Source organism: Streptomyces bauhiniae (assembly GCF_004784475.1).
Taxonomy (GTDB): domain Bacteria; phylum Actinomycetota; class Actinomycetes; order Streptomycetales; family Streptomycetaceae; genus Streptomyces; species Streptomyces seoulensis.
On the sequence record NZ_SRRT01000002.1, the window covers coordinates 22,126 to 38,824 of the forward strand.

The following is a 16,699-nucleotide window of genomic DNA, read 5'->3' on the forward strand; positions in this document are numbered from 1 at the left end:
GTGCGCCGTGCCGCTCACCGGCGCCCGGTCACTCGGACGCCATGCCGCACGAAAGGGGGGCCACGCGGCCCCCCTCTGTGCGGTACCGGCTACCGGTAGGAGACGGTCACCGGCTGGTGGACGCTCGTCCTCGGGGTGGTGATCTTCAGGGTGTGTGCCGTGGCGTCCCACTGCCAGGCGGAGGGGGCGAGAGTGGTGCCGTTGGACGTGACATGGGCCGGGGGCTTGGTGAGGCCCTGGAAGGTGACCGTCCAGGTGCGGCGGCTCGGCAGGCCCTGGTAGGTGCCTCGGGTGGGGGCGATGCGCAGGGTGCGGTCGGTGTAGCTGATGCGGGTGGTGGCCGAGTGGTGGCGGGCGGGGGTGCTGACGCCGTCGTCCTCGTAGAGGGTGAAGGTGCCCGGCGCGCCGGTGGCGACGGTGACGCCGACCCGGTCCAGCGGGGTACCGGAGTCGTGCGAGGCGTTGTCGGCACGGGTGGCGACGATGCCGCCGGCGCGGACGAACACCGGCATGGTGTCCAGGGTGGTCGTCACGTCGTACGAGGTGCCGCCGGCGCCCGCGGTGTAGGTGCGGCCGGTGAAGTAGTCGGTCCAGGTGCCCTCGGGGAACCACACGGAGGTGGTGGTGCTGGTGCCGGGCGTGGTGACCGGCGCCACCAGCATGTCGGGCCCGTACAGGTACTCGCTGCCCGCCCTGGTGTAGGCGGCCTCGTCCTCGGGGTGGTCCAGGTAGAGCGGGCGGACGATGGGGACGCCGGTGGTGGCGGCCTGCTGGGCGAGGGTGTACGTGTACGGGACGAGGGACTCGCGCAGCCGGAGGAACTTGGTGGCGGAGTCGCGGGCCGCGTCGCCGTACTGCCAGGGCAGCCGGTCGCTGTGGTTGCTGTGCAGGCGGTCGATGGGCTGGAAGGTGCCGAACTGGACCCAGCGGGCGTACAGATCGTCGGGCAGCTTGGTGGTGCGGTGGGTGCGGCCGTCGTCGGTGGTGTAGGTCTCGGCGCCGGGGATGCCGTGTCCGTCGTTGTGGCCGCCGATGTCGTGGCTGATCGCGGCCATGCCGGTGGCGGCGGACTCACCCGGTGTGTAGCCGACCTCGGCGCTCAGGGTGCCCCAGGTGGAGGCGGTGTCGCCGGAGAAGTGGAGCGTGGTGCGCTTGTCGGCCCAGGGCCCGGTGGGCAGGCCGACGCCACCGCTGTAGCCGCCCGCCTGGAGCGAGCCGTAGGCGCGGGAGAGCACGAAGGGCCGCTCGGCGGTCTCGGCGGTCAGACCGGCGTACTTCTGGTTGATCCAGGCGTCCGGGGTGACACCGGGCTGCGAGGAACGGGAGGCGTCGCAGCACCAGTCCAGCCACCAGAAGTCGTTCCCGGCGCGGTCGAAGGGCCGGTGCAGATCGAGGTACGCCTGCAACTGGTCGGGGTCGCCGAAGTCGAAGGTACGGCACTCCGAGCCGGCCGAGCCCGCGCAACCGCCCTTGCTCAGCTTGCCCTTGGCGGTCTGCTGGGCCTTCGCGTACTGCGGGTCGGACTCCAGGATGCTGGGGTGCACGTTCAGGGTGTTGTGCAGGCCCTGCGCGGTGGACCAGTCGAAGAAGCCCTTGGGATCGGGGTACTTGGCCGGGTCGAAGTTCCAGCCGCTCCAGGTGTTGGGCGCCTTGAAGTCGGTGTCGGTGACGAGCACGTCCAGCGGGACCCCGGCCGCGCGGAAGGCGGGCAGGATGGTGTCCTGGTAGTCCTTCGCGGTGCGGTCGATGTACTCGGAGTACCAGACGCCGTAGGCCCAGCGGGGCAGCAGCGCGGGCGGGCCGGTCAGGGTGGCGAGGTCGGTGAGGCCCTGCTTGTAGTCGTGGCCGAAGCCGAAGAGGTAGCCGTCCTGGTAGGGCTTTCCGGCGTGTCCGGCGCGCGGGGTGGCCTTGCCGGTGCGGGCGTCGTAGACGGCGGAGGGGGTGTCGTCCAGCAGGTACCAGCCGTCGCGGTGCAGCAGGCCGGGGGTGGTGCGGGGGCTGGGGTCGCTGTCGCCGTCGAGTCCGTCGAGGCTGCGGCGGTAGCCGCCGAGGGCGAGGTGCGGCTCGGGGGCCGGGTCGGCCGTGGCGGTGACGCCGAGGGTGTCGACGTTGACGTGGCAGCTCGTGGTGTCGGGGCAGGCGAGGGTGACGTCGTTGGCGCCGGCCTTCAACTCGACGGTGGTGGAGGCGGTTTGCCAGGTGTCCCAGTTGTCGGTGGGGTCGAGGGTGAGGGTCGCGGGGGTGCCGCCGGCGGGGCGGACCTGCATGGTGCGCTTCTCGTGGCGGCCGTCGCCGCCGGTGCCGTTGGCGTAGCGCAGGTGGAGGCGGTAGGTGCCGTCGCGGGGGACGTCCACGACGCGGCGGGTGAGGGAGGCGTCCTTGTTCAGCTCGGCGGCGAAGCCGTCGCCGGAGTTCCCCCGGTGGTCGGTGGCGATGGCGGCGGAGCCCGCGAGGAGGCCGTCCTCGGCCTCGCAGCTCGTGCCGAACGCGCACGCGGGGACGGCCGTGCGGTCGCGCGCCGGGTAGCCGTCGCCCGGTTTCACCAGGGCCGCGCTGTCGATGTTGACGTTGCCGGAGTCGGCGGCGGTGCGCTGGAGCCGTACGGTGTGGGGGCCGGCGCCGAGGGTCAGGGGCAGCCGGGCCACGCCCCAGGTGTTCCAGTCGGCGGTGGCCGGGAGGCTGAACGTCCTGTTCGCGCCGCCGTCCACGCTGAGGCTGAGGGTGCGGGTCTCGCGGCGCCCGTCCGAGCCGACCGCGTTGGCGTAGCGGACGGCGTAGTCGTAGGTGCCGGCTTCGGGTGAACGTACGTCCGTGGTCAGGGAGTTGTTCGTGACGTCGAAGCCCGCGAGGAAGCCCTTGCCGGTGTACCCGGTGTGGTCGGTGGCGACGCCGGGGCCGTCGTGGAGCTGGCCCTCGGCCTCGCACAGGGTGCCCACCGCGCAGTCGGGGCGCTGCCAGGGGCTCGCCTGCACCTGCTTCTGCCCGGCCTTCAGGCGCACGGTCAGGTTGTCGGCGGTGAAGGGTCCTGAGCCCACCTTGTAGCGCAGGGTCAGGGCGCTGGTGGTGACGGTGAGGACGCCGTCCTTGACGGCGGAGGTGTAGGCGGGCGGGGTGAAGGCGCTCCGGCCGATGGCGTTGAAGGTGGCGCTGTCCTCGAACTTGTCGTCCCCGGCGTACTCGGTACGGATCAGGGTCGGGGACAGCACCTGGAACCGGGCGCCCGGCACGGTCACGGTGGCCGAGTGGGCCTTGGCGGCCGGGGTGGCGGCGTCGGCGCCGACCGGGGCGAGCGCGACGCCGGCGCAGGCCAGGACGAGGGCGATGACCGGTCCGCGCGGCGGGCGGAGGGCACGGGGGAAGGGTGGTCGCACGGCACGCTCCAGGGGGCGGTGGCGCTCTCGCGAGCGCGACGGACATGCGGAGACGACGGGTGCAGCACAGGTGCGGTACGGCGGTACAACGTTGTAAACACGGCTCCCCGGCATGAGACCACGCTCCGCTTTCCGGTGTCCAGATCCGGAACGGACAGCGTTGTCAGGGTAGTTGGCGTGAAGCGTGCGCGACGGATGTTCCGTCCGGTTCCGTGTGTGGCTGTTTTTGATGCTGTACAGCCCTCCCCCGCGGTGCTGTCGTGCAACTGACTGGGCTTGTTCAACGTTGGAGGACTCGCCATGCCGGTTCACAGACCCCGCTTCCTCGGCGCACTGCTGGCCCTCGCCCTCGCGCTCGGCGGAGTGCTCGCGCTCCCCTCCCCCGCCCGCGCCGCGTCGGCCGTGTGCGCGCTCTCCTGCGACACCCTCGATCCGTCCAAGGCACGCCAGGAGTCGTTCCCGGTGCCGGACCGCACCGTCAACGGCCGCCTCCTCAGGCTGCATGTCTCCGAGCCGGACAGCATGGCCTGGGCCAGCGTGGACCAGGGCAAGCAGGGCGACGCGGTGTGGCTGGACCGCTCCTGGGACCGGGGCGCGAGCTGGGACGGGCTGCTGGGGAAGGCGAGCATCCCCGCTTCGTGGACCGGCACCCGGACGCTCATGTACAACGTCACCGATCCGGTGGGCCACCGGCGCGGCTGGGTCCGGGCCTGCGCGGACGCGGCCGGGGTGACCTGCACGGACTGGTTCCGCCCCCGCGTGTGCGACGGCACCTCCTGCGACGGCGCCGACCCCGCCACGGCGGCCCGGGACGAGCGTCCGGTACCCGCGACCACCCTGTACGGGCGCACCATCAGCCTGCACATGGACCAGGCGAACGGGCTGGCCTGGGGCGTGGTGGAGAACGGCGGCGCGGGCGACGAGATCTGGCTGGACCGCTCCTGGGACGAGGGCGCGAGCTGGCCGGAGGGTTCCTCACTCGGCCGGACCAGCGTGCCCTCCGGGTCGTCCTCCACGCGCACGGCGATGTTCGCCACCCGGGACCCGCGCGGGCTGCTGTACGGCGGTGCCGTGCGCGCCTGCGGGCGTGAGTCCGCGCACCAGGACGGCAGTTGCACCGCGTGGGCGCGTCCGGCACCGACGAGGGCGCGGGGCGCGGCGGACGCGCTGATGGCGTCGTACCGGACCGACGAGGGCTGGTGGCGCAGCAGTTGGTGGAACTCGGCGGTGGCGCTGACCTCGGTCGTCGACTTCGCGCGGGCCACCGGGACGCACGACTACGACTGGGCGGTGGCGCGTACCTTCGAGCAGAACAAGGGGGTCTTCCCGGCGGGCGGGCGCAGTTCGGACCCGGTGGAGGGGCACTTCATCAGCCGCGCCGTAGATGACGCGGCGTGGTGGGGGCTCGCGTGGGTGGCGGCGTACGACCTGACGCACGAGCAGCGGTATCTGGACGAGGCGGTGACCATCACCGACTATGTGCGCGGGTTCTGGGACACGAACACCTGCGGCGGCGGGGTGTGGTGGAACCGGGAGCGCACGTACAAGAACGCGGTGACCAGCGGGCTGTATCTGTGGCTGACCTCGGCGCTGCACCAGCGGCTGAGCGGAGACACGGTGTGGGGCGCGCGGGCGGTGACGGCTGGTGACTGGTACCTGGGCAGCGGGCTGATCAACGGCTCGGGGCTGGTGAACGACGGGCTCACCTCGGGGTGCGCCAACAACGGCCAGACGGTGTGGAGTTACAACCAGGGGCTGGCGATCGGCGGCTTCACCGAGCTGTGGCGGTCGACCGGGAACACGCGTTATCTCGACGCCGCGAAGCGGCTGGCGGACGCGGCGCTGTCCTCCTCCGCGCTGACGCGTGACGGGGTGCTGACCGAGTCGTGCGATGTGGGCGGCGCGAGTTGCGACGACAACCAGAAGCAGTTCAAGGGCGTGTTCGTCCGGCATCTCGCCGATCTGGCGTCCGCCACCGGCTCGTCGGCCTACCGCGCGTATCTGGTGCGGCAGGCCGACTCGGTGTGGGCCAAGGACCGGGACCCGCTGAACCGGCTCGGCCAGCGCTGGGCCGGCGGGAGCCCGAACCAGGTGGACTGGCGGACCCAGGCGAGCGCGCTGGCGGCGCTGACCGCGGCCGGGTAAGTCCTGCGGTGCGAGGGGGCGTTCAGCCGACCCGGCGCCGCCTGGCCAGCCAGGTCTGGGCGACGACGACCAGGACGAGGAACGCCCCGCTGACCACCTGCTGGTAGGCGGAGTCGAGGGAGCCGATCTGGTTGATGACGTTCTGGATGACCTTCAGCAGCAGCACGCCGACGAGCGAGCCGCTGACGTAGCCGAGGCCACCGGTGAGGAGGGTGCCGCCGATGACGACGGCGGCGATGGCGTCCAGTTCCATGCCGTAGCCGAGGATGGTGACGCCGGAGGCGAGGTAGGCCGCGTTCAGCGCCCCGGCGAGGCCGGCCAGCAGCCCGGACAGGGTGTACACGCTGATCTTGGTGCGGGCGACCGGGGCGCCCATCAGCGCGGCCGCCTGTTCGTTGCCGCCGACGGCGTACACCCGCTGCCCGAACCGGGTGCTCCGCAGCAGCACGGCACCGCCCACGAACAGAACCGCCGTGATCCAGACGGGAGTTCCGATGCCGAGCAGCTTGCCCTGGCCGAGAGAGGCGAAGACCGAGTCGGGGTCGACGAGGAAGGTGTCGGCGCCCTCGTCGGTGATGGCCAGCATGAGTCCGCGCGCGGCCAGCATCGAGGCGAGGGTGACGATGAACGGCGCGAGCCCGGTACGGGCCACCAGCAGCCCGTTGACGAACCCGATGGCGGCGCACACCGCCAGCGGCAGCAGCAGCGCGACGACCGTGCCGTACTGGGAGCCCCAGGCGGCGAGGACTCCGCCGAGGACGAAGACGGAGCCGACGGAGAGGTCGATGCCGCCGCTGACGATGACGAAGGTCATGCCGAGGGCGACGGTGGCCAGGAACGACGAGGAGATGGCGATGTTGCCAAGGTTGTCGCCGGTGGCGAAGGAGTCGAAGGACAGCGAGGCCACGGCGGCGAGGACCACCAGGGCGACCAGGGCGCCGTGCCGCTGGGCCAGCGCGGCCACCCGGTCGCCGCGCCGGGCGGTGTCGCCGGGGGCGGGCGCGGTCCGTCCGGCGGCCGCGGGGTGTTCCTTGGTGCTGGGCATCACCGTTTCCCCCTCTCCCGTGCCGCGTACACCGCGAGCACGATCACCACGGCCTGGGCGATCTGGGTCCAGGACGAGGGCAGGTCGTGTTTGATCAGGGTGGCCGTCAGGAGCTGGATGAGGACGGCGCCGGCCACCGTGCCGCCGATGCGTACGCGTCCGCCGGTGAGCGGGGTGCCGCCGACGACGACGGCGGTGATGGCGGAGAGTTCCATCAGGTTCCCCAGCGAGCTGGGGTCGCTGGCCTGGAGCCGGGCTGTGGCGAGGAACCCGGCGACGGCGGCGAGGACGCCCGAGCAGACGTACACCGTGATCAGGACCCGGTGCACCGGCAGCCCGGCGAGCTGGGCGGCGGGACGGCTGTCGCCGATGGCGAGGAGGCGGCGGCCGAAGGTGGTCCGGCGCACCACGAAGCCGACGACCAGGGCGAGGGCGGCCGCGATCAGCGCGAGGTAGGGGATGCCCACCACGCTGCCGGAGCCGAGGGTGGCCATGGCGGGGTCGCGCACGTCCTTGAGCTGGGGCAGCAGCACCAGGGCGATGCCCCGGCCGCCGACCATGAGCGCGAGGGTGGCGACGATGGGCTGGACGCCGATGAACGCGATGAGCGAGCCGTTGGCCAGGCCGATGACGGCGCCGCCGACCAGCGCGGCCACCAGGGCGAACCAGGGCCCGTAGCCGAGGTAGAGGGAGGTGACCGAGGTGGCCAGGGCCATCACGGCGCCGACGGAGAGGTCGATGCCCTCGGTGCCGATGGCCAGGGCCATGCCGAGGGCGACGATCAGCACCGGGGAGACCTGGACGGCCTGGGTGCGGAAGTTCTCGCCGGAGACGAAGTGGTCGGTGAAGAACACGTTGAACAGCAGCAGGACGGCGAGGCCCAGGTAGACGCCGTAGTTCTGGAGCCAGCCGACGACCGTGGACCGGTCGGGCAGCGTCCTGTTGTCCAGGGCGAGTTCAGTCATGGCGGGGCGCCTCCTCCTCGGCGGCCTCGGCGATGGCCCGCAGGAGCTGGTCGGCGCCGACCTCGTCCCCGGTCAGCTCGCCGACGACCGAGCCGTCCCGGAGCACCACCACCCGGTCGGACCCTTCGATGAGCTCCTCCACGTCGGAGGAGATCAGCAGCACGCCGAGGCCGTTCTCGGCGAGTTCGTCGATGAGCTTCTGCACCTCGGCCTTGGCGCCGACGTCGATGCCGCGCGTCGGCTCGTCGAGCAGCAGCACCTTGGGGTGCATGGCCAGCCAGCGGGCCAGCAGCACCTTCTGCTGGTTGCCGCCGGAGAGTTCGCCGACCTTCTGGTGGGGGCTCGCGGCCTTGATCCGCAGCCGCTTCATGAAGGTGTCGACCACGGCGTCGACCTTGGCCTCGGAGACGAGCCCGAAGCGGGACATGCGGGGCAGCGCGGCCAGCGCGATGTTCTCCCGGACGGAGAGGCCCGGCACGATGCCCTCGGACTTGCGGTCCTCGGGCAGCAGGCTGATCCCGGCCCGGATCGCGGCGGCGGCCGACCCGGTGCGCACCGGCCGGCCGTCCACGGTGACCTCTCCCCCGCCGATCGGGAGGGCGCCGGCGATGGCCTTGGCGGTCTCGGTACGCCCCGAGCCGAGCAGCCCGCCGAGGCCGACGACCTCGCCGGGGCGGATGTCGAGCGAGACGTCGTGCAGTTGGTGGCGCCGGTCCAGGTTCCGGGCGCTCAGCACCGGTTGGGACCCGGCGTCGTGGCTGCCGGTGAACTTGGTGACGCCCTCGGCGCGGACCTCGCTGGTCTCGCGGCCCAGCATCAGGGAGACCAATTGCAGGCGGCCGGTCTCGGCGAGCGGGCCGGTGTGCACCAGGCGGCCGTCGCGGAGCACGGTGACCGTGTCGCAGATGGCGTACAGCTCGTCCATGCGGTGGCTGACGTACAGCACGGCGATGCCCTGTTCGCGCAGGCGCCGGATGACGCCGAACAGGGTCTCCACCTCGCGGGGTTCGAGCGAGGAGGTGGGTTCGTCCATGACGACCACGCGGGCGTCGACCGAGACGGCGCGGGCGAGGGCGACCATCTGCTGGGCGCCGACGCCGAGTTCGCGCAAGGGACGGCGTACGTCGACGTGGACGCCGTACTCGGCCATGGTCTCCTGCGCCTCGCGGTGCATACGGGCGAAGTCGATCAGGCCGAGGCGGGTACGGGGCTCGCGGCCGAGGAAGAGGTTGCGGGCCACGCTCATCAGGGGGATGAGGTTGACCTCCTGGTAGATCGTGGAGATCCCGGCGTGCTGCGCGGCGAGCGGGGTGGGGAAGGCCACCACCTCGCCCTGGTGGCGCAGTTCGCCCTCGTCGGGGCGGTACACCCCGGTGAGGACCTTGATCAGGGTGGACTTGCCCGCGCCGTTCTCGCCGACCAGGGCGTGGGTCTGGCCCGCCCGCAGGGTGAACGTCACGTCGTCCAGGGCCAGTACACCGGGGAAGCGCTTGGTCAGGCCGGTGACGGCGAGGACTTCGTCGGGTGGTGCGGTCACGGCTGCTCTCCATGGGGTCATGGGCGACGTGCCTGCTCGGGGCGCCGGGAGCCTTCAAGGAGGCTCCCGGCGCCCGGTCGAAGTGGGCGCTCAGTACGCCTTGTTCAGGTCGGCCTTGGCGTTCGCCTCGGTGTACTGGCTGTCCTGGATGACGATGTCCTCGCCGACCGGCTTGCCCTGGGTGAAGGAGTCCAGGGTGGCGAAGGCCAGCGGCCCGAAGCGCGGGTTGGACTCGATGACGGCGCTGATCCAGCCGTCCGCGATGCCCTGTACGGCGTTGCGGGTGCCGTCGATCGTCACGATCTTCACGGCGCCGGGCTTCTTGCCGGCGCCCTTGAGGGCGTTGACCGCGCCGAGGCCCATCTCGTCGTTCTCGGCGTAGATCGCCTTGATGCCGGGCTTGGACTGGATGAGCTGCTCGGTGACCGACTGGCCCTTCTCGCGGGTGAACTCGCCGGTCTGCTTGAAGACGATCTTGAGTCCGGGGGCCTTGGCCTTGACGCGGTCCTCGAAGCCCTTGGTCCGCTCGGTGGTGACGTTGTTGCCGGCCGCGCCGAGCAGGATGGCGATCTCGCCCTTGCCGCCGGTGGCCGCGATCAACTGGTCGGCCGCGCGCCGCCCTTGGGCGACGAAGTCGGAGCCGATGAAGCTGACGTAGTCCTTGCAGGGGGCCGCGTTGATCTGCCGGTCGATGGTGATGATCGGGATCTTCTTGGCCTGGGCGGACCGGAGCACCGGCTCCCAGCCGTCGGAGTTCAGCGGGGCGATGACGAGGAGCTTGGCGCCCTTGGCGATGAGGTCCTGCACATCGCTGATCTGCTTGGAGAACTGCGACTGGGCGTTGGCGGTGAGCAGCTTGATGCCGCGCTTCTGGGCCTCGGCCTTGATGGAGGCCGTCTCCGCGATGCGGAACGGGTTGGCCTCCTTCTCCGACTGGGAGAAGCCGACGGTGGCGTTCTTCAGGTCGAGCTTGTCGGCGCCGTAGTCGCCGATGGCGCAGGTCTTGCCGCCGCCGCTCTCGGCGACCTGCTTGCCCGCGTCGTCGCCGGCGCTACTCGTCTGCGCGGGGGCGGAGTTGTCGCTCTCGGACTTGGTGCAGCCGGTGACGAGCGCCAGCCCGGCGACGAGCCCCATGGCGAGGATGTTTCTGGTGGTGGTGCGGGAGTGCGGCTTCATGCGGATTACCCCACTTCGGGACTGCGGAAGGCCGTCCGGCCGTGACCAGATCAGGATGTTTTTTACATCGTTGGAAGTGCCGTGTAAACACCTTGTGCCGGGCGACACCGAACCGATACCAACGCCAACTGGGGCCTGCGCAACGGGATTTGCGCTGGTCAGAATGAGTGCGGACGCCGTCCGAGGGTGCTCTCCCGCTCCACCAGGGTGAAGCCGGGCTGGAGCAGCCGGGCGGCCCGGGGAGCCTCATGGTTCTGGTCGCCCTTGAGCCGGCCGACGACGGACTCGACGGCGAGCCGGGCGATGGCCTCCTTGTCGGGCGAGACGGTGGTCAGGGTGACGGCGGCGTACCGGGACTCGGTGACGTCGTCGAAGCCGACCACCGCGATGTCCTCGGGCACCCTCAGGCCCCGCTCGAACATCACCCGCATCGCGCCCAGCGCGACCAGGTCGTTGTAGGCGAACACCCCGTCGGGACGCTCCCCGGAGTCCAGCAGTTCCGCCATGGCGCGGGCGCCGTCCTCGTGGCCCCAACCGCTGGTGGTGGCGACCAGCCGGTCGTCCACCGCCACGCCGGAGGCGGCGAGTTCGGCCTGCCAGCCGATGAACCGCAGGTGGGCGGGCTGGTGCGAGTGGTCCCGGCGGGCGCCGAGGAAGGCGATCCGGCGCCGACCGAGGGCGAGCAGATGGCGTACGGCGGCGCGGGCGGCGGCGATGTTGTCGATGACGATGTGGTCGTAGGGCAGGTCGTAGCGGCGCTCGCCGAGCAGGACCAGGGGGGCGTCGTCGCGGCGGGCGGCGAGGTCCTCGGTCTCCAGCTCCAGCGGGCTGAGGATCAGGCCGTCCATGACCCGGGCGCGGAAGCCCTGGCAGACCAGGATCTCCTGTTCGCGCTGGCCCTGGGTGTGGTCGAGCAGGACGGTGTACTCGTGCTGGGCGGCGGCGTCGATGACGGCGCCGGCGAGTTCCGCGAAGTAGGAGTTGCCGAGTTCCGGTACGGCCAGGCCGATGATCCCGGTGCGGCCCTTGCGGAGGTGACGAGCGGTCAGATTCGGCCGGTAGCCCAGCTCGTCGATGGCCGACTGGACGCGGGCCCGCATGGCCGGGGTGACGTGCGGATAGTCGTTGACCACGTTCGAGACGGTCTTCACGGAGACCCCCGCACGTTCGGCCACGTCCTTCAGACTCACGCGCATCCTCAGTCCTCCCACGCCTCGTGTCAGACACCTGGACAGAGCGCAGGAGGCGTGTTCTCATGCCAACTGCCCTTGTTTCCAACGTTATACAAGATGTGCTGGAGCACGGGCAGAGCACGCACCCGCAACTCCGTTCCCCCGGAGGTACTCGTGCCACCATCCTCTCTGCGCAGGTCCCGCCCGCACCGCTGGCTGGCCTCCGCGTTCACCGCCCTGACGCTCGTGGTCTCGGGCGCCGCCGCCTCCCAGGCATCAGCGGCGTCACCGGCCGCCCCGAAGGCGGACGAGCCGGCCGAGGCCCACGGTCTCAAGGGTGAGTACTACACCCAGTCGGCGTCCGGAGCCTTCGACTTCGCCACCCTGAAGGCAACCGCCTTCGACCCCTCACTGGACTTCCCCGACCTCGAACCCCGTCTCAAGGCCCGCACCGGCCAGCAGGACGACGTGAACGTGCGCTGGACCGGGCGGCTCACCCCGGAGAAGTCCGGCGCGCACACCTTCTCGATCACCGGCGACAACGGCTTCCGGCTGTGGGTCGACGGCAAGGAGGTCATCGACCACTGGGTGGACGACTGGGACCGTGAACAGAACTCGGCGCCCGTCACCCTGGAGGCGGGTCACGCCTACGACATCAAGGTGGAGTACTTCGAGCACTACGGCGGCTCCAACCTGCATGTGCGCTGGACGCCGCCCGGCGGTGCCAAGGAGGCGATCCCGCAGTCGGCGTTCAGCCTGCCGGACGGGTTCACCTACAACGGCCCGCTGGACTCGGCGATCCAGCCGGACGGCAAGACTCTCGTGCTGGACTTCGCCCAGCAGTTGAAGGCTCCCCCGGCCGGGTTCGACGACCATCTTGACATCGATGTCGGCGGCTCCGCGTGGCCGCGCGGCACGGCGCATTTGGACGCCTCCGACCCGAGCAAGCTGATCGTCCCGCTCACGGAGCCGGTGGTCGGCGGCCACGGCGGCTACGCGGACCTGCGCTACGACGGCAAGGGCGGCCTGACCGGCACCGACGGTGTGGCGGTCTCCGACTTCTGGAGCACGGGCGCCAACCACTCCACGTACCAGCTCCGCACCCCCTGGGCCGACGAGGTGAGCCCCACCAACGCCCACCCGGAGTACCCGCGGCCGCAGTTGACCCGCGACAAGTGGAAGAACCTCAACGGCACCTGGGAGTTCGCGGGCGCCGAGGCCGGCGAGCAGCCGCCCACGGGCAAGAAGAAGCTGGGCGAGAAGATCCTGGTGCCCTACCCGGTCGAGTCCCAGCTCTCGGGGATCGAACGGCACGAGGACCGTATGTGGTACAAGCGGACCTTCACCGTGCCCGCCGACTGGCAGGTGCACGGCACGCGCCGGCTCCAGCTCAACTTCGACGCCGTGGACTGGCAGGCCGTGGTCTACGTCAACGGCAAGAAGGTCGGTGAACACAAGGGCGGTTACGACCGGTTCAGCCTGGACGTCACCGACGCGCTGAAGAAGAACGGCGGCCTCCAGGAGCTGATCGTCGGCGTCTACGACCCGACCGACTCGGCGAACGGCGAGAACCCGCCGATCGGCAAGCAGCGCCTCGACCCCAGCGGCATCTGGTACACGCCCAGCTCCGGCATCTGGCAGACGGTGTGGATGGAGCCGGTCGGCCGGGACCGTGCCGAGGACGTGAAGACCACCCCCGACCTGGCCAACCGTTCGGTGTCGGTCAGCGTGCGCGGCGTCCGGGACGGCGTGCCGGTCACGGCCGTCGCCTACGACGGCAACCGCGAGGTCGGCCGGGCCAGCGGTACCGGCGGCCAGGCGTTCTCGGTGCCGGTCCCCCGCCCGCACCTGTGGACCCCGGACGACCCGCACCTGTACCAGCTCAAGGTCACCGTCGGCCGGGGCAGCGACACCGACCGGGTGGGCAGCTACTTCGGTATGCGCTCGGTCGAGGTCAAGACGGTGGACGGCAAGCAGCGCACCATCCTCAACGGCAAGCCGGTGTTCCTGATGGCCACGCTCGACCAGGGTTTCTGGCCCGACGGCCTGCACACCGCGCCGACCGACGAGGCGCTCGCCTACGACCTCAAGGTGCACAAGCAGCTCGGCTACAACTCGGTGCGCAAGCACATCAAGGTGGAGCCGGACCGCTGGTACTACTGGGCGGACAAGCTGGGCCTCATGGTCTGGCAGGACATGCCGGCGATGAACACGGTCAACCCGTCGGCGGCGGCCCGTACCGAGTACGAGCACGAGCTGAAGGAGATGATCCTCCAGCACGACAGCCACCCCTCGGTGGTCATGTGGGTCACCTTCAACGAGGGCTGGGGCCAGTACGACCAGGCGCGGATCGCGGACTACGCCAAGTCCCTCGACCCGACCCGGCTGGTCAACAACATGAGCGGCCTGAACTGCTGCGGCGCGGTGGACGGCGGCAACGGCGACATCGCCGACGCCCACGGCTATCCGAGCCCCCAGGTCCCGCAGGCCGACGGCCGCCGGGCCCTGGTCAGCGGCGAGTACGGCGGCCTCGGTCTGGGCGTCCCCGGACACGCCTTCCCGGTCCAGATGACCTACGTCGGTGTGACCCCGGAGACGTACACCGACGTCTACCTCGACCGGCTGAAGGAGGTCGAGCAGCTCGCGGCCTGCAAGGGCAGCAACGGCGCCGTGTACACCCAGATCACGGATGTCGAGGGCGAGTTGAACGGTCTGCTCACCTATGACCGCAAGGTCCTCAAGGCCGACACCAAGCGGCTGCACGCCGCGCACGAGGCGCTGATCAAGGGCGCCGAGAACGGCACGCTCACCTGCACCTCCTGAAGTACCGCGCGGCCCGCTCCTGTCTCGGGGCGGGCCGCGCGTCCCCATGCCGGACTCACCCCCAGGAGCGCCCGCATGTCCCTCGACCGACGTCACTTCCTGGCCGGCGGCGCGCTGGCGCTGGGTTCGGCCGCGCTGTCCGGTCCCCTCGCCCACGCCGCCCCGGCCACCCGTTCACTCGCCCCAGCCGCCTTCACCCGGCTCGCGCCCGGCAGCATCACCGCACGGGGCTGGCTGGCCGGCCAGCTCAAGCTTCAGCTCGACGGGTTGTGCGGCCGCTACGACCAGCGCTCGCACTTCCTGGACTTCGACGCCTCCGGCTGGGTCCACCCCGAGAAGCCCGGCTGGGAGGAACTGCCTTACTGGCTACGGGGTTTCGTCCCGCTCGCCATCGCCACCGGGGACGCCGACGCGCTGGCCAGGGCGCGCCGCTGGATCGACGCGGTGCTGGCCACCCAGCAGTCCGACGGGTTCTTCGGGCCGCGGTCCCTGCGTACCTCGCTGGACGGCGGCCCCGACTTCTGGCCGTTCCTGCCGCTGCTGATGGCGCTGCGGACCTGGCAGGAGTACGCGGGCGACCAGCGGATCATCCCGTTCCTGACCCGCTTCCTGACCTTCATGAACGCCCAGGGCAAGGGCGCCTTCGACCACAGTTGGATCGCCACCCGCTGGGGCGACGGTCTCGATGTCGCGCTGTGGCTGCACGACCGTACCGGCGACGCCTTCCTGCTGGATCTCGCCGACAAGATGCACACCTGGGGCGCCGACTGGGCCGGCCCGCTGCCCACCCCGCACAACGTCAACATCGCCCAGGGTTTCCGGGAACCGGCCCAGTACGCCCGGCGTTCCGGCTCGGCCTCGGACACGGGTGCCACGTACCGCACGTACGACCAAGTGCTGGGTACGTATGGGCAGTTCCCCGGTGGCGGGTTCGCCGGGGACGAGAATCTGCGGCCGGGCTTCGGTGATCCCCGGCAGGGGTTCGAGACGTGCGGGATCGTCGAGTTCATGGCCAGCCACGAGCTGCTCACGCGGGTCACCGGGGACCCGGTGTGGGCGGACCGCTGCGAGGAGCTGGCGTTCAACATGCTGCCCGCCGCGCTCGATCCGCAGGGCAGGGCGGTGCACTACATCACCAGCGCGAACAGCGTCGACCTGGACAACGCGGTGAAGACGCAGGGGCAGTTCCAGAACGGCTTCGCCATGCAGTCGTTCCAGCCGGGCGTCGATCAGTACCGCTGCTGTCCGCACAACTACGGCATGGGCTGGCCCTGTTTCACCGAGGAGCTGTGGCTCGCCACCCCGGACCAGGGTCTGGCGGTCGCCCTCTATGCGCCCTGCCGGGTGACGGCCACCGTGGCCGGGGGCACGAAGGTCACCGTCACCGAGGAGACCGACTACCCCTTCGGCGAGACGGTTCGGCTCACCCTCTCCACGCCCCGCGCGGTCCGCTTCCCGCTGCGCCTGCGGGTGCCGGGCTGGTGCGCGGACCCGGTGCTAACGGTCAACGGCCAGGCGGTGAGCGCGCGTCCGGGCCCCGCCTTCGTCACCGTGGACCGCACCTGGGCGAACGGCGACGTCATCGCTCTGACGCTCCCCCAGCGCACGACGATCCGTACCTGGACGGGCGGCAAGAACGCGGTCAGCGTGGCGCACGGCCCGCTGACGTACGCGCTGAAGATCGGTGAACAGTACGTCCGGTACGCGGGCGACGACACCTTCCCCGAGTACGCGGTGCACGCCACCACCCCGTGGAACTACGGGCTGGTGCCGGGCGCGGTGCCGGAGTTCGTCCGGTCGGGGGGCACGGTCCCGGCCAACCCGTTCACCCTGGAGGGCACGCCCGTACGGCTGACGGCGCAGGCCCGCCGTATCCCGGAGTGGGTCGCGGACGACGAGCACGTGGTCGCGCCGCTCCAGCCGAGTCCGGCCCGGTCCGCCGCCCCTGTCGAGACGGTGACGCTGGTCCCGATGGGGGCGGCGCGGCTGCGGATCAGCAGCTTCCCGACCGCCGCGCCGGACGGCCGCCCCTGGACCCCGGAACCCCCGTTCCGGCGGGTACGGAACAAGAACAGCGGCAAGGTGCTCGCCGTGGACAACATGTCCACGGCCAACAGCGCCCGGGTGGTGCAGTACGACGACACGCCGACCGGCGACCACGCCTGGCAGTTGCTCGACCGGGGGGACGGCTGGTTCCTGGTCCGCAACGGTCACAGCGGCAAGGTGCTGGGCGTGGACGGCATGTCGACGGCCGACAGCGCGCAGGTCGTCCAGTACGAGGACAACGGCACGGACGACCATCTGTGGCGGCGTCTGGACAGCGGTGACGGCTGGTTCCGGCTCCAGAACAAGCACAGCGGCAAGGTGCTCGGCGTGGACCGGATGTCGACGGCGAACAGCGCGCAGGTGGTGCAGTTCGCCGACAACGGCACCGACGACCATCTGTGGCGGATCGGCTAGCCGAC

At 71.1% G+C, this 16,699-nt stretch carries 9 protein-coding genes; 3 read left to right on the forward strand and 6 right to left on the reverse strand.

What is annotated here, in order from left to right; genetic code table 11:
- Window positions 1–89: 89 nt before the first annotated feature.
- Complete coding sequence (locus E5083_RS05415) at window positions 90–3,323, reverse strand: TIM-barrel domain-containing protein (protein WP_425276705.1); 3,234 nt, start codon at window positions 3,321–3,323, stop codon at window positions 90–92.
- Between the two features lie 348 nt (window positions 3,324–3,671).
- Between E5083_RS05415 and E5083_RS05420 the strand changes: the two genes are divergently transcribed.
- Complete coding sequence (locus E5083_RS05420; RefSeq protein WP_135784451.1) at window positions 3,672–5,516, forward strand: glycoside hydrolase family 76 protein; 1,845 nt, start codon at window positions 3,672–3,674, stop codon at window positions 5,514–5,516.
- 22 nt (window positions 5,517–5,538) lie between these two features.
- Here the strand turns inward: E5083_RS05420 and E5083_RS05425 are convergent, their stop codons facing one another.
- The 5 genes from E5083_RS05425 to E5083_RS05445 form a co-directional block, all read right to left on the reverse strand.
- The gene (locus E5083_RS05425) at window positions 5,539–6,561 is read right to left on the reverse strand and encodes an ABC transporter permease (RefSeq protein ID WP_135784452.1); all 1,023 of its coding nucleotides are present in this window, start codon (window positions 6,559–6,561) and stop codon (window positions 5,539–5,541) included.
- Entirely contained in the window at window positions 6,561–7,526 is a 966-nt protein-coding gene (locus tag E5083_RS05430; protein ID WP_135784453.1) for an ABC transporter permease, read from the reverse strand. Before E5083_RS05430 ends, E5083_RS05425 begins: the two co-directional genes overlap by 1 nt.
- The gene (locus E5083_RS05435; protein ID WP_135784454.1) at window positions 7,519–9,084 is read right to left on the reverse strand and encodes a sugar ABC transporter ATP-binding protein; all 1,566 of its coding nucleotides are present in this window, start codon (window positions 9,082–9,084) and stop codon (window positions 7,519–7,521) included. The genes E5083_RS05430 and E5083_RS05435 overlap by 8 nt, the downstream gene beginning before the upstream one ends.
- A 69-nt stretch (window positions 9,085–9,153) precedes the next feature.
- Window positions 9,154–10,239: an ABC transporter substrate-binding protein gene (locus E5083_RS05440; protein ID WP_135784455.1), complete on the reverse strand. Its 1,086-nt coding sequence runs from the start codon at window positions 10,237–10,239 to the stop codon at window positions 9,154–9,156.
- A gap of 158 nt (window positions 10,240–10,397) precedes the next feature.
- Complete coding sequence (locus E5083_RS05445; RefSeq protein ID WP_031179563.1) at window positions 10,398–11,435, reverse strand: LacI family DNA-binding transcriptional regulator; 1,038 nt, start codon at window positions 11,433–11,435, stop codon at window positions 10,398–10,400.
- Between the two features lie 213 nt (window positions 11,436–11,648).
- Between E5083_RS05445 and E5083_RS05450 the strand changes: the two genes are divergently transcribed.
- Both E5083_RS05450 and E5083_RS05455 read left to right on the forward strand, forming a co-directional pair.
- Window positions 11,649–14,234 carry a PA14 domain-containing protein gene (locus E5083_RS05450; protein ID WP_425276706.1) on the forward strand — a complete coding sequence of 862 codons (2,586 nt, stop codon included), beginning with the start codon at window positions 11,649–11,651 and terminating at the stop codon, window positions 14,232–14,234.
- 75 nt (window positions 14,235–14,309) lie between these two features.
- Window positions 14,310–16,694 (forward strand): RICIN domain-containing protein, encoded by a 2,385-nt coding sequence (locus tag E5083_RS05455; protein WP_135784457.1) that lies wholly within the window; start codon window positions 14,310–14,312, stop codon window positions 16,692–16,694.
- The last annotated feature ends 5 nt before the right edge of the window (window positions 16,695–16,699 follow it).